This is a genomic window from Cellulophaga tyrosinoxydans (genome assembly GCF_900176415.1).
Taxonomy (GTDB): Bacteria; Bacteroidota; Bacteroidia; order Flavobacteriales; family Flavobacteriaceae; genus Cellulophaga; species Cellulophaga tyrosinoxydans.
In genome coordinates this window covers 1-20,000 of sequence record NZ_FWXO01000004.1, presented here as the reverse complement: position 1 = coordinate 20,000, position 20,000 = coordinate 1, and the positions used below count along the sequence as shown (strand labels likewise).

Annotated in this window: 18 protein-coding genes and 1 pseudogene; 14 read left to right on the top strand and 5 right to left on the bottom strand. The window is 32.6% G+C overall.

All coding sequences use genetic code 11. The features are described 5' to 3' along the window. The first annotated feature begins 29 nt into the window (after positions 1-29). On the top strand, positions 30-1,814 hold the full coding sequence (locus tag B8963_RS16205; RefSeq protein WP_084061695.1) for an OmpA family protein: 1,785 nt from the start codon (positions 30-32) through the stop codon (positions 1,812-1,814). A gap of 110 nt (positions 1,815-1,924) precedes the next feature. Here the strand turns inward: B8963_RS16205 and B8963_RS11585 are convergent, their stop codons facing one another. The 3 genes from B8963_RS11585 to B8963_RS11575 form a co-directional block, all read right to left on the bottom strand. Then, the gene (locus B8963_RS11585) at positions 1,925-2,545 is read right to left on the bottom strand and encodes an L-threonylcarbamoyladenylate synthase (protein ID WP_084061694.1); all 621 of its coding nucleotides are present in this window, start codon (positions 2,543-2,545) and stop codon (positions 1,925-1,927) included. 211 nt (positions 2,546-2,756) lie between these two features. After that, a complete protein-coding gene (locus tag B8963_RS11580) occupies positions 2,757-3,338 on the bottom strand; it encodes a hypothetical protein (RefSeq protein WP_143312528.1) in 582 nt (193 codons plus the stop codon). Positions 3,339-3,510: 172 nt separating this feature from the next. Beyond that, positions 3,511-5,841, bottom strand: a complete 2,331-nt coding sequence (locus tag B8963_RS11575; RefSeq protein WP_084061692.1) for an ATP-dependent helicase — start codon at positions 5,839-5,841, stop codon at positions 3,511-3,513. Positions 5,842-6,010: 169 nt separating this feature from the next. On the opposite strand from B8963_RS11575, the gene B8963_RS11570 reads away from it, so the two are divergent. The 6 genes from B8963_RS11570 (at position 6,011) to B8963_RS11545 (ending at position 11,484) form a co-directional block, all read left to right on the top strand. After that, positions 6,011-6,550 carry a DsrE family protein gene (locus tag B8963_RS11570; protein WP_084061691.1) on the top strand — a complete coding sequence of 180 codons (540 nt, stop codon included), beginning with the start codon at positions 6,011-6,013 and terminating at the stop codon, positions 6,548-6,550. A gap of 3 nt (positions 6,551-6,553) precedes the next feature. Beyond that, positions 6,554-7,831 carry an amidohydrolase gene (locus B8963_RS11565; protein WP_084061690.1) on the top strand — a complete coding sequence of 426 codons (1,278 nt, stop codon included), beginning with the start codon at positions 6,554-6,556 and terminating at the stop codon, positions 7,829-7,831. A 43-nt stretch (positions 7,832-7,874) separates the two neighbouring features. After that, positions 7,875-9,443 carry an FMN-binding glutamate synthase family protein gene (locus B8963_RS11560; RefSeq protein WP_084061689.1) on the top strand — a complete coding sequence of 523 codons (1,569 nt, stop codon included), beginning with the start codon at positions 7,875-7,877 and terminating at the stop codon, positions 9,441-9,443. A 33-nt stretch (positions 9,444-9,476) separates the two neighbouring features. After that, positions 9,477-10,256, top strand: a complete 780-nt coding sequence (locus tag B8963_RS11555) for a hypothetical protein (RefSeq protein WP_084061688.1) — start codon at positions 9,477-9,479, stop codon at positions 10,254-10,256. Between the two features lie 60 nt (positions 10,257-10,316). Continuing rightward, positions 10,317-10,757, top strand: a complete 441-nt coding sequence (locus tag B8963_RS11550) for a hypothetical protein (protein ID WP_084061687.1) — start codon at positions 10,317-10,319, stop codon at positions 10,755-10,757. A gap of 229 nt (positions 10,758-10,986) precedes the next feature. Further along, positions 10,987-11,484, top strand: coding sequence for a hypothetical protein (locus B8963_RS11545; protein WP_159447296.1), 498 nt, complete (start codon positions 10,987-10,989; stop codon positions 11,482-11,484). Between the two features lie 145 nt (positions 11,485-11,629). On the opposite strand, the gene B8963_RS11540 is transcribed toward B8963_RS11545, so the two are convergent. After that, entirely contained in the window at positions 11,630-12,268 is a 639-nt protein-coding gene (locus B8963_RS11540) for a DUF1801 domain-containing protein (protein WP_084061685.1), read from the bottom strand. 179 nt (positions 12,269-12,447) lie between these two features. On the opposite strand from B8963_RS11540, the pseudogene B8963_RS11535 reads away from it, so the two are divergent. The 7 genes and pseudogenes from B8963_RS11535 to B8963_RS11500 all read left to right on the top strand — a co-directional run bounded on the left by B8963_RS11535 (position 12,448) and on the right by B8963_RS11500 (position 18,540). Next, positions 12,448-12,798, top strand: a pseudogene (locus B8963_RS11535) (DUF2200 domain-containing protein). 551 nt (positions 12,799-13,349) lie between these two features. After that, the gene (locus B8963_RS11525) at positions 13,350-14,258 is read left to right on the top strand and encodes a hypothetical protein (RefSeq protein WP_143312526.1); all 909 of its coding nucleotides are present in this window, start codon (positions 13,350-13,352) and stop codon (positions 14,256-14,258) included. A gap of 223 nt (positions 14,259-14,481) precedes the next feature. Further along, a complete protein-coding gene (locus B8963_RS11520; protein WP_084061682.1) occupies positions 14,482-15,300 on the top strand; it encodes a DUF2726 domain-containing protein in 819 nt (272 codons plus the stop codon). A gap of 172 nt (positions 15,301-15,472) precedes the next feature. Then, on the top strand, positions 15,473-16,513 hold the full coding sequence (locus B8963_RS11515; protein ID WP_159447295.1) for a hypothetical protein: 1,041 nt from the start codon (positions 15,473-15,475) through the stop codon (positions 16,511-16,513). Positions 16,514-16,664: 151 nt separating this feature from the next. Further along, complete coding sequence (locus tag B8963_RS11510; protein WP_084061680.1) at positions 16,665-17,096, top strand: hypothetical protein; 432 nt, start codon at positions 16,665-16,667, stop codon at positions 17,094-17,096. 2 nt (positions 17,097-17,098) lie between these two features. Beyond that, on the top strand, positions 17,099-17,440 hold the full coding sequence (locus B8963_RS11505) for a hypothetical protein (protein WP_143312524.1): 342 nt from the start codon (positions 17,099-17,101) through the stop codon (positions 17,438-17,440). Positions 17,441-17,586: 146 nt separating this feature from the next. Beyond that, on the top strand, positions 17,587-18,540 hold the full coding sequence (locus B8963_RS11500; protein WP_143312523.1) for a hypothetical protein: 954 nt from the start codon (positions 17,587-17,589) through the stop codon (positions 18,538-18,540). 1,171 nt (positions 18,541-19,711) lie between these two features. Here B8963_RS11500 and B8963_RS11495 read toward each other — a convergent pair. Next, positions 19,712-20,000: transposase (locus B8963_RS11495; RefSeq protein WP_143312522.1), on the bottom strand; the 289-nt coding region annotated here is incomplete at its 5' end.

The window sequence follows — 20,000 nt, the reverse complement described above, 5'->3', positions numbered from 1 at the left end:
TGTAATAGTATACTTAAAACTTTACTATTATGAAAAATGTAACTTTTACTTGTAAATTATACCTAGGATTTTTCTTGTTTCTTACCTCGCTAACAATATTCTCTCAAGAGGTTGAGAAGAAAAAAAATGATTTGATTTTGACAGCCCGAGTCGGTTATGACATTATTCCAACGTATAACAATCAAACTCCTTACGTGGATTATGGCGGAGGTTTAGACTTAGGGGCTTCAATAGATTACTATTTTAGTTTTATTGGTGTAGGAGCGGATTTTGATTACATCAATAATTCTCCTGAAAATAGGTATCCAACTATTAATCTATTTCAATCTGATGGCGTAACGCCTTTAACTAATTTAACATTGAGCGAAGAACAGATTACTAGAATGTTTTGGGGAATAGGACCAAATTTTAGATATCAGACAAAAAATAGAAAATTCGTTACTGAATTAAACACCAGAGTTGGTTTGTCTATTATTAAAGGTGGAAGAACTAGTGTAACAGATGCTACAGGTGCTTTTTTAAATTATCATTCTGGTTACGATGTAAAAAATGTACTTGCCGCAAAAGGGCAAATACGGTTAACATACTATTTTACAAAAAATTTCGGATTTACAGTAGGTAGTTATTATTTGCAACATTTTGGAGCTACAGAGCTTAATGCACTTGGCTTTGCTTCTGCATACCAGCCTTTTAATGAAATGCCCGACAAAGAGGGCAATATAATAAATGTGTTGAGTAGAGAACCAAATCCAGTTGTTGCGCAACCAAAAGATACAGACATCAGCTCCATTGGCGCATTTGCAGGAATTAGTTATCGCTTTGGTACATCTGAAAAAGCAGCAAAAGTATGTCCTGTATGTGAACTAGACCATAAACCACATTGCGAAGTTGCAGCAAACTGCAATGTTAATATCGTAGCAAAAGATAAGTTTAGTAAAGAAAGAATACCTGAAGCTGATGTATTTTTAGAAGATGCCGATGGTAAAATAATTAGAACAGGAAAAACGAATCTTTATGGTGCAGTATTTTTTGATGCCGTTCCGAACGGAGTATATACTATAAAAGGGAATGGATTTGGAATTGAATTAGAATCAGCGCCAATTACTATTGAAGATTTTAAAGATTGCAAGGAGAATGGTAAGCCTATAGAAAAAGAAATTTTATATACTGATGAAAATTTTATTCTAGAAGGAGAAATAATTGAATGTAATTCAATCGTAACTATTGCTAATGTAGATGTATTATTAAATGATGCCAATTCTGCAATTCAAAAAAATACAATATCTGATCTAAATGGAAAGTTTAATTTTCAATTACGTCAAGTAACCATATATAAATTAAAAGGTAATAAAGATGGCTATTTTTCACATGAAATTGAGGTAGATACCAAAAAATACGACCGAAATAAATCTTTATTTATAGATTTTCAAATGTGTGTAGACCCTTGCGGTAAGGCTATAAGATTAGAGCATATAAATTTTGATTTAGGAAAATGGGATATTCTTCCATCTGCAATTCCAGAATTGGAATATGTTATAGAATTAATGGTAGAAAATCCAGCTATTAAAGTAGAAATGTCTTCGCATACAGACGCTCGAGGTAGTAATGCTTTTAATCAAAATTTATCACAAAAAAGAGCACAATCCACGGTGGATTATTTGGTGTCTAAGGGAATAGCTAAAGATCGCTTAATTGCCATTGGGTTAGGAGAAACTAAACCTTTAAATATTTGTAGAGATTATATTAATTGTACCGAAGAGCAATATGCAATAAACCGAAGAACAGAATTTAAAGTTATCTGTCCGAATGAATAATTCTTAATTTGTATTTTTTTGATTTGGTGAAATACAAATAATAGTAGTTATTGAAGAGCTGTCTTTAACATTATAGTGTAACATTGTAGTTTTAGAGACAGTTTTTTTATTTAAAATATATCGATACTCCCCTTGCCTTCTCTTAAAACTATTGGCTCTCCTTCCGATAAATCAATGACCGTAGAAGCCACATTGTCGCCATAACCACCATCAATCACAATATCCACTAAATTTTTCCACTTTTCATAAATTAGTTCAGGATCTGTAGTGTACTCCAGCAATTCATCTTCATCATGAATGGAGGTTGACACTATTGGATTTCCTAGCACTTCTACCAATGTTTTTGCGATGGAATTATCCGGAACACGTATACCAACTGTTTTTTTCTTTTTAAACTCTTTTGGTAGGTTATTATTTCCAGGCAAAATAAACGTATAAGGACCTGGTAATGCACGTTTTAATATTTTAAAAGTACGTGTATCAATCTGGCGGGTATAATCCGATAAATTACTAAGATCGGCACAAATAAATGACCAATTAGCCTTGTCGAGCTTAATGCCTTTTATTCGGGCAATTTTCTCAAGAGCCTTTGTATTGGTTATATCGCAGCCTAATCCATACACGGTATCAGTCGGATAAATTACTAATCCACCTTTTTTTAGCACATCTACCACCTTCTTAATTTCCTTAGGATTAGGATTTTCAGGGTATATTTTAATAAATTCGGACATACTATAGTTTATAAATCTTTTTACAAATTACATTAATTTTTTAGGTAATTAAAACTTAAATCTTGGATTTGAGGTTATTATTACCTTTAGGCATTGTCACCCAACGTTTTTTCTGTCCGAGTTAGTTTTTCAATCGGAGTGGTAAGTCCATCAGCACAACAGTTGTGTTTGAGTGAGTTGTCCAATTACAAACTTTTTTTACCTAACGTTTTTAGTCGTACATGATTTTATCCAGTTCACTTTTTTGTCCATTATAGATATCGAAGAAGTCTTTGGGCTTATTTGCTATTAACCTAACCTCTTCTTCATGGTCATGGTTTAGCCTATATATTTTTCCTTTGTTGTCCACAGCAATATAGTTCCCGTCTTCCATATTCAAAATCGGATATAACAGTTTTTCATCAAGCTCCATTTCAAAAGTATGTTCCAATTCCAGAAGCCCAAGTTGCTCTTTAGATAAAGATTTTAGAAGTTTTTGTACTTTTTCTTTATTGGAATTCTTAATTTCTTTTTGCTCCAGTTTGATTTGCCCTTTTTTAAGTTGGCTCAAATCAAATGTTTTATGAAAACGTTCAGGGTTCTGAACTGCAAACCAAGAAATAGTATTGTTTAGGTAGCTTAATGAAATTTCTTCAAAACTTTTTGATTCTTTATTCCAAACAGAAATACCATTTAAAACAAAACTTGACTTAACATTTTGATTGATTTCTGCAAAGTCTTTTTCAGAATAACTATGTGTAATGGAGATTCCTTTTGGTTTATACGTGAAATAAATTCCTTCAATTTTTGACATATCAAGTGCCTTTTTCAATTGGGGTAATTCATACTTTAATAATTCGGCAATAGTATACTCAAACTGTTGAATATGCCTATGGTTTGTCTTTCTATTGAAAATGTACATTTAAAATGTTGGGTAACAAGTATATAATTGTAGTACTAGTTTATAGCTTAATTATTTTTAATCTTTATCCAATTACATCTAGTTTAGCGAAACGTAAAAGCAATTTCTTTAATCCTGCAGATTCAAACTGTATTTCAGCTTTACGATCATTGCCTACTCCTTCCAATTTCACTACTCTACCTCTACCAAAACGCGTGTGATTTATAACACTACCTTCTACTAAATTTGGATCTATGGTGTTGGTGTTTCCAATAGGTTGTGCCAGTTCAGGCTTTAGTTTACGTAGTTTTCGTAACTGATTTTCAGAGGGTTTAGAAGTTATTGGCGGTATGCCATTGGTAGGTTTTACTTGTCTTAATTTGCTTTTGTCTACATCACCAAAAATATCAGTATCTATTAAAGATTTATAACGATAAGTTGGTTTGTCAATTGGCGTTAAATTTTCAACATACTTTTCGTCTATTTCCTCAAGAAATCTACTAGGCTCTGCATCAATTAATTTTCCCCATCGGTATCTATTTTGGGTGTACGTTAAATACGCTTGTTTTTCAGCTCTTGTTAAGGCTACGTAGAATAAACGTCTTTCCTCTTCTAATTCGCTTCTGGTGTTCATACTCATTCCTGAAGGAAATAAGTCTTCTTCCATACCCACAATATACACATACGGAAATTCCAATCCTTTCGCCAAATGTATGGTCATTAAGGCAACACGGTCATCATCACCAGTATCATTATCAAGATCTGTTGCAAGTGCTACATCTTCTAAAAACTCACCAATATTACCGGTAGCACCATCGATTTCTTTTTGACCTTCAACAAAATCTTTAATACCATTTAGTAATTCCTCAATATTATCCATACGGGCAATACCTTCTGGTGTACCATCTTTTTTAAATTCTAAAAGTATTCCTGTTTTTTTGGCTACATGTTCTGCTAAGGTAAACGCATCGGTAGTTTCGTTCATGATTTGAAAACTCTTAATCATGTTGGTAAAATCTACCAGTTTGTTTTTTGTGCCTGAATTTATTTTTAGGTTTATTTTATCTAAATTCTCAATTACCTCTATAATAGATCTGCCATAATGGTTGGCAGCAACGGTTAATTTATCTAAGGTGCTCTGCCCTATTCCACGCGCAGGAAAATTAATAACACGCTTTAATGCTTCTTCGTCTTTTGGATTGATAACTAATCGCAGATAAGAAAGCACATCTTTTATTTCTTTACGCTGATAAAAAGAAAGTCCTCCGTAAATACGATACGGAATATCACGCTTACGTAAGGCATCTTCGATAGCTCTAGATTGTGAGTTGGTACGATATAAAACAGCAAAACTTCCGTTAGACATTTGGTGCTGCATTCTATTTTCAAAAATAGAACCAGCTACAAACCTTCCTTCCTCCGCATCAGTTGGACTGCGATGAATTTTTATAGCATTGCCATCATCATTATCTGTCCAAACCACTTTTTCTAATTGATTTTTATTCTTGGCGATAATGGAGTTTGCCGCATTTACAATATTTCGTGTAGAACGATAATTTTGCTCCAAGCGATACATTTCTACATTATCATAATCTTTTTGAAAGTTTAAGATGTTGCTAATATTCGCCCCACGGAAAGAGTAAATACTCTGCGCATCATCACCTACAACACATATATTCTGAAATTTATCGGATAAGGCTTTTACAATTAAGTATTGTGAGTGGTTGGTATCTTGATACTCATCAACCAAAATATATCTAAAACGATCTTGATATTTTGCTAAAACTTCAGGGAATCTATTTAATAATTCATTAGTTCTAAGCAATAAATCATCAAAATCCATAGCCCCTGCTTTAAAACATCTATCCACATAATTTTGATAAATATCTCCCATTCTAGGGCGTTTTGCCATAGCATCTGCTTCTTGTAATTCCGCATCATTAAAATAGGCACGAACAGTAATTAAACTATTTTTATAAGACGATATTCTATTTTGTACTTGTTTGTACTTGTAGATGTCTTTATCAAGCCCCATTTCTTTAATAATTGAGGCAATTAAACGCTGAGAATCTTGTGTATCATAAATAGTAAAATTGCTAGGAAATCCAAGCTTATCACCATCATAGCGGAGTAATTTAGCAAAAACAGAATGGAAAGTACCCATCATTAAATTCTTTGCTTCGGAACTCCCCACAATTGCGGATATACGCGCTTTCATTTCGCGAGCGGCTTTATTGGTAAAGGTCAATGCCAAAATATTAAAAGAATCAACGCCTTTACTCATTAAATAAGCAATACGATACGTTAACACCCTAGTTTTTCCAGAACCTGCGCCAGCAATAACAATTAAAGGACCATCCTTATGCAATACTGGTGCTCTTTGAGCATCATTTAACTGATTTATATAGTTTTCCAATGTATTTTATTTGTTTTCTACGGGAGCGTGAATTTAACTATAATTGGTAGCATACTAAAATGATGACTTTAATAATTATGAACAATGCGCATCCATTCAATTGAATTTGAATATATTTGAAAGACAAGCATTTTTTAATGTTCTAACAGTTTGTTTTTATCTATTCGAAATGAAAAATAGTATCCTTACGTTATTCCTTTGTTCAGTATTTTTTTATGTTTCTACGGCTCAAGAAAAGGCAGCTGGTCCAATAATAAAGGAGTACGGAAAAGTCTTTAAAGTAGAAAACACCGATTTTAAAACAGACTTGCGACAAGACTTTAAGGCGGTTTTTGATGTAATGAACACCCCTGAAGGGCATGAAGCTATAAATCCGTATATAGAAACGGCGGCTCGGTTTTTAAACATGCATGCGCAGGCAGGTGTGCCTGAAGAACAATTGCATGCTGCCATAGTTGTGCATAATTTAGCATCAAAAGACATTATGAATAATGCTTCTTATAGTAAAAAATACGGTGTTAATAATCCGAATGCTGATTTGATTAAAGCCTTACTTGCAGCAAATGTGCAAGTAATTTTTTGCGGACAATCGGCCATGTCAAGAGGTGTTGCAAAAGAGGATCTTATAGCAGGCGTACAGTTATCATTATCAGCAATGACTGCGCTGATTCAATTACAAAACGAAAATTATAGACTAATTAAATTTTAACATATGAAGAATTTACTATTTGGAAGTTTTTTATTTCTTGGCTGTATTGCATTTGGGCAGCACACCGAACTAAACAAAGATTACACTTCAGTAGAAGGTAAAGTAGTAGAATGGCGCAGGTATTTTCACCAAAATCCAGAACTATCAAACCGAGAATTTAAAACTGCTGAAAAAATTGCCAAACATTTAAAGTCGTTAGGAATTGAAGTGCAAACTGGTGTTGCACATACTGGAGTTGTAGGTGTTTTGAAAGGTAATAATCCAGGAAAAGTTGTTGCTTTACGAGCAGATATTGATGCTTTACCGGTAACGGAGCGTAATGATTTGCCTTTTAAATCTAATGTAAGAACGGAATTTATGGGGGTTGATACAGGAGTTATGCATGCCTGTGGACATGATACTCATATTGCTATTTTAATGGGCGTGGCCGAAGTATTGTCTAAAAACAAAGACAAAATTAATGGGACTATAAAATTCATATTTCAACCCGCTGAAGAAGGGCCACCATCTGGTGAAGAAGGTGGTGCAGGATTAATGATCAAAGAGGGTGTTTTAAAAAACCCTGATGTTGATGTCATTTTTGGATTACATATTAATAGTGCTACTCCAGTAGGCACCATTGCTTACAAACCAGGGGGAACCATGGCTGCAACCGAAGAATTTAAGGTTATTGTAAAAGGAAAACAAACACATGGCTCGCAACCATGGAGCGGTGTTGACCCTATTTATATTTCTGCAAAAATCATAGATGGTTATCAATCTATAATAAGTAGAGAAGCAAATTTATTAGTAGAACCAGCCGTAATTACGGTAGGGAAAATAACTTCTGGTGTTCGATTTAATATTATTCCAGAAAGTGCGGAAATGATTGGTACAGTGCGTACACTCGATCCGGATATGAAATCGCATATTATACGAAGAATGACAGAAATGACCGAAGGTTTAGCCAAAGCCTATGGAGGTTCTGCTACCATAAGTTTTCAAAATAATACTGCAATAACTTATAACGATTTACAGTTGACCGAAGAAATGCTTCCAACCTTAAAAAATGTTGCTGGTGCGGATCACGTAAAATTAGTAAAGGCCACTACTGGTGGTGAAGATTTCAGCTTTTTTCAAGAAAAAGTACCAGGAATATATTTCTTTTTAGGAGGAATGACGCCAGGAAATACAGAATCTTACCCACACCACACGCCAGATTTTAAAATAGATGATAGTGGATTATTACTTGGGGTAAAAGCATTAACAGAATTGAGTTTGGATTACTTGAACAAGAAATAGCCATACTTTTATATTATTTAAAGATTAAAATAGATTTTTTTTCATGATTAATTTTATTACTTCAATTCCTTGGTGGGTTTGGCTCTTGGTGGTTTTATTTGCTGTGGCTATTCGAGATGTTTTTTTTCAAAGGGCACATACCATTTCCCATAATTTTCCGATAGTTGGTCATTTTAGGTATTGGTTAGAAAGTATAGGACCCGAAATGCGTCAATATTTTGTAGCCAATAACCGCGAAGAACTTCCTTTTAATCGAATAGAACGAAGTTGGATTTATGCTTCAGCAAAAAAGGAGAATAATTACGAAGGCTTTGGTACGGATAGAGATATTTATGAACATCAGCACATCTTTATAAAAAATCAAATGATGGCGTATGAGGTTGCAGAGAACCATCCTAATTATACCGATACTAGTTTTGTGCCTTGTGCGAAGGTTATGGGAGCTTATAACAAACGCAGAAAACCATACCGTCCGGCGTCAGTCATAAATGTTTCGGCCATGAGTTTTGGATCGCTTTCAGCAGCGGCTGTTGAAGCAATGAATAAAGGAGTACTCAAAGCAAATGCGTATCATAATACAGGAGAAGGCGGTTTATCGCCCTATCATAAGCAAGGGGGCGATGTAATCTTTCATTTTGGTACTGGATATTTTGGAGTGCGCAGCCCTGAAGGAAGTTTATCAATGGAAAAGTTGAAGCAATTAGTTGCTGATAATCCGTGTATAAAAGCCATCGAAATTAAGCTGTCACAAGGAGCAAAACCAGGAAAAGGCGGTGTTTTACCAGGCGCTAAAATCACACCAGAACTCGCAGAAATTAGAGGTGTTGAAGTAGGTAAAGATGTACTATCTCCGGCAACGCATAAAGCGTTCAAAAGTATACCAGAATTGCTTCAATTAATTGAGAAAATAGCCGAAGAAACAGGGTTACCGGTGGGTATTAAAGCCGCCATAGGTAAATTAGATCAGTGGGAACAATTGGCAGATTTAATGAAGAAAACAGGAAAAGGACCCGATTTTATTACTATTGACGGTGGTGAAGGTGGCACGGGAGCGGCACCACCAAGTTTTGCAGACCATGTTTCGTTACCATGGGTATATGGGTTTTCTAGTCTATATAAATTGTTTTTAGACCGCGAATTAACCGATAGAATTGTATTTATTGGCAGTGGTAAATTAGGATTTCCGGCAAAAGCAGCAATGGCATTTGCAATGGGTGTAGACTGTATTAACGTAGCGCGAGAAGCTATGATGAGTATTGGATGCATACAAGCACAGGTTTGCCATACCAACCGCTGCCCTACTGGAATTGCCACTCAAAAAAAATGGTTACAAAACGGTATAGATGTACCCTTAAAATCAGACCGACTTGGGCAATACTTTAAATCGTTCAGAAAAGAATTGTTAGAGATTACCCATGCTGCAGGTTACGAACATCCGTGTCAGTTTCATATGGAAGATGTTCAAGTAAATGTGGATGACACAGAACTGAATAGAAATTTACGAGCTACCTATAAATATCAAAAACACCCTGTACCCTTTACTAGTGTACAAGATTTGTTAAATTGTAATTATTTAGGTGGTCAACTAGCAAGCGATAAAAACAAATCTTAATTTTGATCTTTTAAAACTAATTTTTTAAATAGTATGATTAAATATTTTACCCTAGCAGTAGTTTTATTTCTAAGTAGTGCATCAGTACAAGCGCAAAAAAAGAGCGATTTAGTTTCGGAAATAGCGGAATTAAAAACCGCATTAGATTCTGTAAAAAATAGCTTAGCCATTTCTCGTAAAAAAGAAGTAGTGAGTAAAACCGAAGCAGAATCGTACAAAGCTCAAGCCGATGAATTGTTAGAAACCAATAAGTCTTTAATGGAAAACATTAATAGTTTTACCAAAGCTTCTATAGAAAAGTCTGAGAATATTGGAAAAACGCTAGAAAGTTTACAAGAAAAAGAAAAGCAATTAAAAGCGATTACCGATAGGTTTAGTAGTCATGATTCTGTTGCTTTAGCCGTTTTAACCGATTTTAAAAGAGTATTAGGTGAAAATGGAAATATTACTGTTGCTAGTGGTGCCGTAATTGTGGCATTGAATGAAGTTACCCGAAACGGACTTACAAGTAAAGATGCCGCTGCCCGCGCAAAAACAGATGAATTTATCAAAAAAATAGCCGGTGTAATAAAAATTTATGGTGATGCTACTATTGTTGTAGAATCCGCCACAAATACAGGAGAATTTGATATAGCGTTAAACCAAGCCACTACCCTAGTAAATAAATTTGTTAAGCAACATAGTATAAACACCAACAGAATTTCTGCGGTATCTAAAGATGGTGGTTTTTCTGAGGGCTTAAATGTAAAAGTGATACCAAAGTTTGATGCTTTTTATTTTACACTAAGAGAACAATTAAAAACCAATAATTAGTTTTAATAGTACTTTGTGAAGGGGTTATTTATTGATAGGTTACAGTTAACCACAAATTGAATGATCAAAATTATTGAAAAACCACATCTCATTTTTTTGCTTGCAATTCCATTATTAATATTGATTGGGATTTTGAGTGGAGATGCAACGTTTAATATAAATATTCACAACACGTATTACGTTATTGCCTATTTAGTTTTGGCAATTCTAATTTCAATAATTTTTGGAATAATCGGAATCGGATATTGGATTATGCAAAAAGCAAATAGAAAATTATCAAAGTGGTTAAATTGGTTTCATATTGGATTGACTTTTGGTGGAGCTTTAATTGTTTGGATTTTGACAAAATTTTATAAGACTGATTTAATGGAGTATAAATTTAATGACAATCTGACAATGATTATCACACTGATTATTCTGTTAATTGTTATTGGTCAATTAATGTTTCCGATTAATATAATTTACGGACTAATAAAAAATAGGAATAAAACGAGTGACTAGCAGTGGCTAGAAAAGATTATAGTGCATTTCTGTAGAATTTCCTATAAGAAATCCCTATGTAATTGCTCGTATTTGTTTACAACGGAATGGAATAGTAAAATCATTCCATAATGAAACCCTAAACAAGACCATGAGGAAATTTATGAAAATACATATTTTGATATGTATAATTTACGGTTTTTTATTTAACATAAATGCCTATTCCCAAATGTCGTCGAATAAATTTGAATTGGAACTTGAAAAAGGAATAGAACAAGAAAACCCTCAATATTATAATGGGCTTAAAACAATTTTAAAAGAATTTCAAGAACATTTGATTTCAAAAGGTATTATCGAAAATTCCGATTATAAAAGTTATGTTGGATTACTAAACGAAGTAAGCTTAGACAAACACAAAGAATATAAGATTGACTTTAATATTGAGGATTCGCTTCAAAATCTCGCGAAACGACTCAATTATAAGGGTCCTTCTCCTGAAATTTTGGCAAAAAGGGTGAAATATTTTAATGAGACCCACTCAAAAAGTTTTCTTTTTAATCAAAAAGTTTCAAAATTAGCTAGAGAAAACAAAGAATTTAATCGCTTCATTTATGCAAGTATTTTGCTAGAAATTTATGATGAAAATGACTTTGTACTGCCGATGGTAAAATTAAATTTTTTCCGTTTACTTGATCCAAATTCTGATTTTGTAGTCACTACATACGTTGGTAAAGGATACCCGGAATAAAACACTATTTGCAGCAAAATCAAAAAACCTAGGTGTATTTATAAAGACGCTACATAGTATACTGGACTTATGTGGATAATTTTAAAATTAGAAATATATCAACATTAAAATAAGTGTGCTGCCGTTAGGAATTCTAAATCACTACTTAAACATAGTTTTTATGCGAACCATCGCACTGCGGCATACGCTTAGAGTACCCACAAATGCAATCGTTTATGCCTTTGCCCGAAAGTATTCGGTCTCTATACTTTTGTATTCTGGTAATTTTTGTTTGTGATTGTTTGGCACCGCAAAAGTGCAAATTATACGCTCTTTGTCGCCCTGGTGTTAAGCTAAAAAATGCCTCTTTATAAGCTGGGTCTTTATCAAAAAAATGTAATAATTCTTCAGGAAAAGTAAGGTTGTTTTTCGCTTTAAAATCTACTTCAATACCAGATTTTTCTATGGCTATAGCTTCAAATAGGTATGCCTTTATGATGGGTGTTTTGGCATGAATTTCTTCTATATTTAAAAATTTCATGTAGCGGCTAGATTGCGAGTTTTCACCAGGTTTCACTAGTAAGTTTTCGGTATCCTTCATTAAGGATCCCTTCATAAAACCTAACGCACAATAATCTTTAGGACTATAAAGAATAATACAATTTTTACGGTTGTAGGTGTAGCATGGCTTTCCCCACTTTATTTCTTCGGTAAACAAACAATCTAGCAGTAACCTGCGCAAAAGAATAAATTCTTGCTGCCATTTTTCGTTTTGGTTTATAAAATCATCAACCTTACTATTCATATATTTTAGTCTTATTAGCTAGTTGTTTTTTGCTTGAGTTGGTTTACTATGTAGTAAATTCAGAACGATTAAATTACAAAAACATCCCAGTATTACCTAGTACCGATAATAGCTCAACAGGTAATAAAAATAAAAATGCACAATTTATATTAAATTTAAGGTATTAAAATATCTTAGCAATGACCAAGCATCGCGTATTTAAAATGGCATTTTCCAGTGTGTATCCAAATTATATAACAAAAGCAGAGAAGAAAGGTAAAACTAAGGCAGATGTTGATACTATTATCTGCTGGTAAACAGGCTATACCCAAGAAGACTTGCAAGAAATTATTGCTAATAAAACAGATTTTGAGACTTTTTTTAACCAAGCTCCACAACTAAATGCCAATGTATCTAAAATAACAGGTGTAATTTGTGGATATCGTATAGAGGATATAGAAGATAAATTAATGCAAAAAATCAGGTATCTAGACAAATTGATTGATGAATTAGCCAGAGGTAAAAAAATGGAACGTATTTTACGGTCTTAATGAGAAGGTAAAATATTTTTCAGGAAGCAATACATTAAAAGCTAGTATCCAATGGTTTTTAGAAGGATATTACAATATTTTTTTTTGCTTTATTCATATAGTCTTGCCATTGTATTAAAATGTACTTTTCAGAAGTGCTTTCTTTTAGTTTCATAAATTTATATTCATACACAAACAGATAAACTTCTCCTTTTTTGTTTTTCGAAAAATATGTGTATAAATTAGCACCAAAACCCATTTCAATGATTCGTTATGCCCTTGCTGTAATCTTACCTACCTTAAGGTACAGTAATGGTATGTTTATAGTAGAAAATGGAACAGATATTATAAATATTCAAGAGCTTTAGGTCATAATAGTCCCATAACCACAATGATTTACACACATGTAAGCACTACTAGTTTAGATAAAATAAAAAACCCATTTAATGATTTTGAAATTTAATATAAAAACATATTTTTTGACTACTTTTATTCCATATTGGTTGTATAAAGATGTATTTTACATCTATATAAACAAGTTGTGAGCAATTAAAACAAACATTCGTAAAATTATGATGAAATCGCCATTATATGTAAGTGCAATAGAATTATTAGCACACGCAACCGAACTTTACGGAGAAAAAAATGACAGAAAATTTAAGTTTGTCATTCTTCATTTGGCGAATTCAGTTGAGTTAATTCTTAAAGACAAATTATTAGTAGAAGGAAAATCTATTTATAGTACTAAAAATCAGAATTTGACAATCGGAATTTGGGAATCTTTTAAAGGTTTAGCAGATTTAGGTATTAAAATTCCTGAAAAACCAATAATTGAACTACTTGTCGATGATAGAAATACACTTCAGCACAGATTTGGTTTTCCTAATGAAGAAGCGGTGTATTTCTATTTGACTGGTACAAAAGACTTTTTTCATCGTTTTCTAAAAGACGAATATAATTCTTCATTAAGAGAAGAATTAGAAGTTTATCTTTCCAAAGATAATTTGGAACTATTAGGCATTTCAAAAAGTGAATTAGACCACATCAAGAAATTAAAAGATGTTTCTGTAGAAATGGCAATTTTGCAAATATCAGGAGATATTGAGAAAATAGGTTTTGATATTATAAAGCCATTTAGAGAAACCAAAAATACAAAGGACATAAATATTCGCAGAAAACTATCAATGCCAATGATGTATTCTATGAATGTTTTATTGAGAATTCTGAACGAAACAAATGAATTGACCGAAGAAGAATATATTGACTTGAAAAGTAAATATCATCAATTTAGAGATTATCGCAATCAAATTTCCCACGGTCGACTAAAAAAATCAGTCGGAAAGAAAAAATTAGAAGCGGTTTACGAATACGGAATTGAACTATTAAAAGTCCTAAAGAACGGAATGGAAAAAAATGTATTTACGCACGAGCTATTGGACAATGCTTTTGGATTTAATAATGAAGAAACTGACGAATTATAACTGCTCACAACAACGTATATAACTCATAGCTAATCAGTTGCTTAATCGAAGTTAAGGCATATTTGCAAGTCCGCCAAATTTTTTAATTTGGCTTATTGAAAAGAAAAGGTAATAAGAAAATTAAAAAATTCGGCTCGTGCTAAACCGAAAAATAATCGCTAATTTGCACGCTACGAGCCATATACACAACCGTTAGCACACATAAAAACAAACAACCGTAAATATGACTGAAAACTGTCTTATTTTCTTACAAACCAAGGAATGGCTGAAGTTAAACGAACTTCTGTCTGACGAAAATAATTGTAAAGAATTAGCGGACGACCCAATTTTTTCGATTTTTGAGACGAATTTAATAAACGAAGTCAGACGTTACGAAAATAATGGCGATGAAAATCTTTCAACTGTACTTGCAAGAATTTTTCAATTAAGCCAAAATTCAAAGATTTTAAAACTATCTAACAATTGTGTATTAGAACTTGCCGAATATTTGTTTGAAAAACACCCTTCGGAACATTACGCAAAAGTATTGACTGAAAATATAGATGCTCAAAATTATCTAAAGAATAAAAATATTGAAAGAACGGAAAAAATTGAGAAAACTATTCTTGCATCAAACTTAAATGTTAAAATTGGAGCTTCTGGAAAATTAGATTTTTCAAAATCAATTTTTAATTCACCGCAGGAAAAAGAACTTTATTTAGCTTCGAGAAGAATTTTGAAAAGTGAAATAATTCTGCCTAATATTGCTTTAAGTTCTATTATAAATTCTAAAGTTATCGAGCTACTTGAGAAAAAAACTAAAACTTTTTTCTTTCATTCAACATTGGATTTGTGTATTGTCGATTCAGAAACTTTTAAACCAAAGTTTTTTATTGAATTAGATAGTAGTTGGCACGACAAACCAAAGCAAATCGAAAATGACAGAATGAAAGACGAGATTTTTGAAAAAGCTGGAATGGAATTACATAGATTGCGGAAGAAAGAAAATCGGAGTATGGAAGAAATATTTGAATTATACATTACGAACAATTACGTGTGCTAACAACGTGTAAAATTAATTGCTTGGTACGAGCCTACTTACGAAAATCCTCGCGGATTTTCTATTTGGTTTGTATTTGTTAAATTAGGTGCTTAAACAACGCAACTAATCTTACACAAACACGTTAGCCACAAGTAAAACCTAGACGCAAAAAAAAATGGGAATAACAAAAAGAATGTACGAAGAAATTGAGGATTTAAAGCAGAAGTTATACATTCTTCGAGAAGTTTTGTTAAACTCAAAATTTAGCAATATCAGAAAAGATAGAGCAATTGAGACAGTAAACGTTCTTTTAGACAATGTTAATCATCATAAAACCAGAGCGCTAATAATTGAACATCTTGACTCATTGTTTAATCAGTTTAGCGATATAGAAGTAAATTATGATAATTCAGATTTATCTAATATAATTCACACTCTAGAATATTTAAGAGACCGACTAAATATGTCGGATTCTTATAGAAATAATAGTATAAATTCTGAAGAGTATTATAGTAAAAAAATTAACGAATTGGAATCAAGAGAGGCTGAATTAAGAAAATTTCTTGAATACAATAAAAATGAAACCGAAGAGCAAAGAAGATTAGCAATTGAAACCAACGAACAATTAAAAGTCATTGAAAACGAGTTGAATAAAAAAAAGAAAGAACTCGAATTAAAAGAAAAACAAGAAGATGCAAAAAATGATTGGGAACAGAAAATAAATGAAACTTTTGATAATCTTAAAGAATATTTAAAACCAATTGAGAATGAACATAAGAGGTTAAATATTTTATATTATGCTTATGCTATTCTTTGCATTATTACTTTGATTCTAATAGTCATTTGCGAAATAACACTATTATATAAGATATCTAATTCTGTTGAATTACCAAAATTGAATGAATACTTAATTATTCTTCTTCCTTTACCTATCGCAGGAGCATTAATGTGGGGATTTATATTTCAAATGAATAGAGCTCAAAGACAACTTATAGCAATATCAAATAATATCCATAGTATAAAATATATACAGGGCTTACTTTTATCGATTAACAATTTATCGCTTGATATTAACGATGGAATTACAAGAGTTAACAGCGCACTTGATAAAATAATATCAAATCATCTAAATAGAAAAGTAATCAGTAATGAAGTTGACCTCATATCGGAAGAAGGAAAGGATAAAATAGAAATTGATAAAATTTTGAAAATAATTTCAACTGTAAAAAAATAAACCTGTGGCTAACACCGTATATATTTTATTGCTAGTTCTAGCCTACTCACGAAAATCCTCGCGGATTTTCTATTCGGTTTTTATTTGTTAAATTAGGTGTTTAAAACACGCAACAAACCATATACAAACACGTTGCCACACATTTGAAAAAATGCGAACTAAAATATTAACCATAGTATTCTTAATCGGAATTTTAAGCGTAATGAACGCTCAAGAAAACGTGTTCAAAAATGAAATGGTTGGATTTGCTTGTTACTTTGCAGGACAACCTTCGAAAACTGTAGAAAAATATACTAAAAAACTGAATAGTGAAAATTATAAATGGATTTCAAAACGGCTGGAATCTGAAAATAAAGCGGAAAAATATATGTCAGTTATCTCTCTGGAGAAACTGACTGAACTCGGAAAATATAAACTCAACCAAACGGAATTGAATTTGATTACGGAAATTAAAAAATCGACTGAATTAGTTTCTGTCTGTTCAGGTTGTACTTATTTCCAAAAAATTGAACTCAAAAATATGTTTACGGACGAAATGTTGACAATGGGAAGTTACTGGCTGAAAAACAACATAAAAGAATAAGTTTGGAAACTAAAAAACTAAATACGATTAGCCGATTTTTATACAATCCAAAATTGTCAGCGATTACTATTTGTGTTCTTTGTTTTACAGGAATGATAACTGCAAGATACCTTGAAAAATGGTTTCGTTTTTCTGACTATCGATGGATTTATCAATATGGTAGTTTATTATCAAAAGGAATTGTTCTTTTAATGATAGGTTGGTCTTTTTTCCATCCATTAATTGTAATATCAGAAAAGAGAAAACAATGGAAAAAATATTGGATTTGGATTTTAATTGGTTTATTACCATTTCTATATTTTGGAATTATGATGACAATTGCAATGTCAAGAACAGTCGAATAAAAACGTGTGGCAACAACGTGTATAATTCATTGCTAGTACTCGCCTACTTGGAAATTCCTTCGGAATTTCCTCTGGTTCGTTTTAGTTTACTAATTTAGTTGCTGAAACACGCAACGAAATCATACACAAAACCGTTAGCAATAATTTTGAAGAAAAATTTGAACCGAATTATCACCATACTATTTTCATTGTTTTTGTTCTCATGTGCTAGAGATAAAATAGTTTACGAATTTTACCCTGCATTTATTACACCTATTCACTATACGATTGACATTGAAAAAAGTATCCTATCCCAGAATAGTAAGCAATTAAAAATTGAAGGACACATTCAAGGTTCAAACAACTTAATTAATGAAGAGTACCAAATCGACAGAAAAGTTCTAAATACATTTTTGGAAAGGATTGAGTCTGTCAAATTGGACAGTTCAATTCAGCATAATCGCGAAGTACTCGATGGAATTAGTTTTAGGTTCAGTAAAATTAATCAATGGAATGACTCTATTTCTTTAATTTCAACAAGCCCAAATAGGCAAGAAAAATATCTTAAAGACTACCAAATTCTAGATGCGTTTTTTGCATTAGCTCATAGTACAATCAAAAACAACAATAAAGGACAAAGCCTTACAGAAAATATTCAGGATTACTTTCATTACACCTTACCAATAAAGAGGGTAAGTAATAACCCAATTGAATATCGAGTTGCGGGCAGGATTTCTGGATGTCGAGACGGAAACGAAGCTTTAATTAGTCTATTGGACTCTTTACCAAATAATGAACCCATAATATTCGATATTAGAAATGGGAGTTTTGCTCCTTGTTTGACCGAATTATTAGAGGAATTCGAGCAAAAAAAGAGAATTTATTATTACGGTATTTTTGAACTCAATCAAATCGACTTAGATATCGAAACCTTAGAAGATGAACTTTCCGAGGCAGAAAAAGACAACTCAAATGGACTTGTTGGTGGAATAAGAAGACAACTGAAGGAGTTACGAAAAGACAGAAAAAGAATTATTGCAGAAAGCAAGTTGAGGCCAAATTCATTCAGAACAAAACATGAACTGAGAAAAACTATTGCTAACATTGGCTATAACAAATAGGACATAATGTGCTATATTTAAAGGCTTGGACTTGTTTACTAAGTACGCCAAATCTTTTGATTTGGCTTTTAAAAAATAAAGATAAAAACAAAATGCAAAAGCTTTGGCTACGTGCGCATACGGAAACCCTTCGTTTCCCTGCCTGCCCTACTTGCCATAGCCGAAGCCGTTAGCAAACATTTTACACAAGTATTTAGTTTTGTCCTTAATCTATAATCCTGTCTTCCAATACTGGGTCGGAATCGAGGGTTTTCACTCATATGTAATGGATTTTAGCTTGATTCGGAGGGATTCGGAGGTGTTCGCAAGACTTTCTTACTCAGACGCTCTCAATACGCAAGCAGTACGCTGGCTTTTTCTTACTCGGTCGCAAAAAAATAAAAACGATTTGCTAACAAAACCTATGCGTAATGCGGTGGTTCGGTGTTTAATTAAATGGTTTGCCTATATTTATAAGGTCGCCAAATCAGTTTGATTCGGCATTTGAAAAATTAAAAAATAAACGCGAACAAAATGCTTTGCCTTAGTGCTAGGAATTAAGATCAGTTCTTATCAGCCTCCGCACTTCGCATAGCCGCAACGTTAGCGTGTATATTAAAAAAAAAATATCAGAGCGCAATTCTCCTGAATATTTCTTTTACTTAAAAACTTTTGGTTTGCGCAATCATGTTTTTTTAAAAATGGTTTCTTTTAAGCCGTCGTTTTCCAAAATTCCGGCACTTTAATACTAAAATTAGCTTACCACTCTTTGTTTAGTAGGACTTTACTCAGACGCAACTCTTACCTAGATGGATTTGCCTCTTACTTGCTAAATTCAGGGTAAACACAGTCTATTAAGTCAAAATCATTAAAATTCGTGGGAAATAAAAAAAAGAAACCATTTTAAAAAAGGGCTTGGGTTCAATGCCTTGGCTATTGCTTAAACAATATTAAGCGCTTAACAAAATACACTCGCTAACAATACCTATAAGTAATGCGGAATTTGGTGCTAAATCCAATGGTTTGTGTATATTTATATCTACGCAAAATCTTTAGGATTTTGCATAGACAACAAAAATTTAAAAACAAAACATAAAGCTTTTGCTTAGTGCAAAACCCTAAAGTAAGCGAAAGCTTGCTTCCGCACTACTCATAGGTACTGTGTCAAAAAGCAAGCTTTTTCTTTAAAATTTTAGGAAACAAGTTGATTTATCAATTTGTTATCCTGCGCAGCAAGAGTATTATGCTTTTGCTGCTTTTTTTTCTCAAAATCTGAATTATAAACTTCTTCATTCTTCCATAAGGTGAACATCAGGATTAACAACTTCCGCTGAACTGCTATTAAAGCCACCAAGGGCTTTGCTTTCTTTGGCTTAAGTCTATTGTAGAATTGCTTTAATGTGGGATTACAACGCACACAAGTCATCGAAGGCATATGTAAGGCCGCTCGGATATGACTGTTTCCCTTTTTACTAATTCGG

What these genes read in the sequence shown, in the direction of transcription:
- B8963_RS16205 (WP_084061695.1), top strand. Translation starts at nt 30, where the DNA reads ATGAAAAATGTAACTTTTACTTGTAAATTATACCTAGGATTTTTCTTG.
- B8963_RS11585 (WP_084061694.1), bottom strand. Translation starts at nt 2,545, where the DNA reads ATGTCCGAATTTATTAAAATATACCCTGAAAATCCTAATCCTAAGGAA.
- B8963_RS11580 (WP_143312528.1), bottom strand. Translation starts at nt 3,338, where the DNA reads ATGTCAAAAATTGAAGGAATTTATTTCACGTATAAACCAAAAGGAATC.
- B8963_RS11570 (WP_084061691.1), top strand. Translation starts at nt 6,011, where the DNA reads ATGAAAAATAGTATCCTTACGTTATTCCTTTGTTCAGTATTTTTTTAT.
- B8963_RS11565 (WP_084061690.1), top strand. Translation starts at nt 6,554, where the DNA reads ATGAAGAATTTACTATTTGGAAGTTTTTTATTTCTTGGCTGTATTGCA.
- B8963_RS11560 (WP_084061689.1), top strand. Translation starts at nt 7,875, where the DNA reads ATGATTAATTTTATTACTTCAATTCCTTGGTGGGTTTGGCTCTTGGTG.
- B8963_RS11555 (WP_084061688.1), top strand. Translation starts at nt 9,477, where the DNA reads ATGATTAAATATTTTACCCTAGCAGTAGTTTTATTTCTAAGTAGTGCA.
- B8963_RS11550 (WP_084061687.1), top strand. Translation starts at nt 10,317, where the DNA reads ATGATCAAAATTATTGAAAAACCACATCTCATTTTTTTGCTTGCAATT.
- B8963_RS11540 (WP_084061685.1), bottom strand. Translation starts at nt 12,268, where the DNA reads ATGAATAGTAAGGTTGATGATTTTATAAACCAAAACGAAAAATGGCAG.
- B8963_RS11525 (WP_143312526.1), top strand. Translation starts at nt 13,350, where the DNA reads ATGATGAAATCGCCATTATATGTAAGTGCAATAGAATTATTAGCACAC.
- B8963_RS11520 (WP_084061682.1), top strand. Translation starts at nt 14,482, where the DNA reads ATGACTGAAAACTGTCTTATTTTCTTACAAACCAAGGAATGGCTGAAG.
- B8963_RS11515 (WP_159447295.1), top strand. Translation starts at nt 15,473, where the DNA reads ATGTACGAAGAAATTGAGGATTTAAAGCAGAAGTTATACATTCTTCGA.
- B8963_RS11510 (WP_084061680.1), top strand. Translation starts at nt 16,665, where the DNA reads ATGCGAACTAAAATATTAACCATAGTATTCTTAATCGGAATTTTAAGC.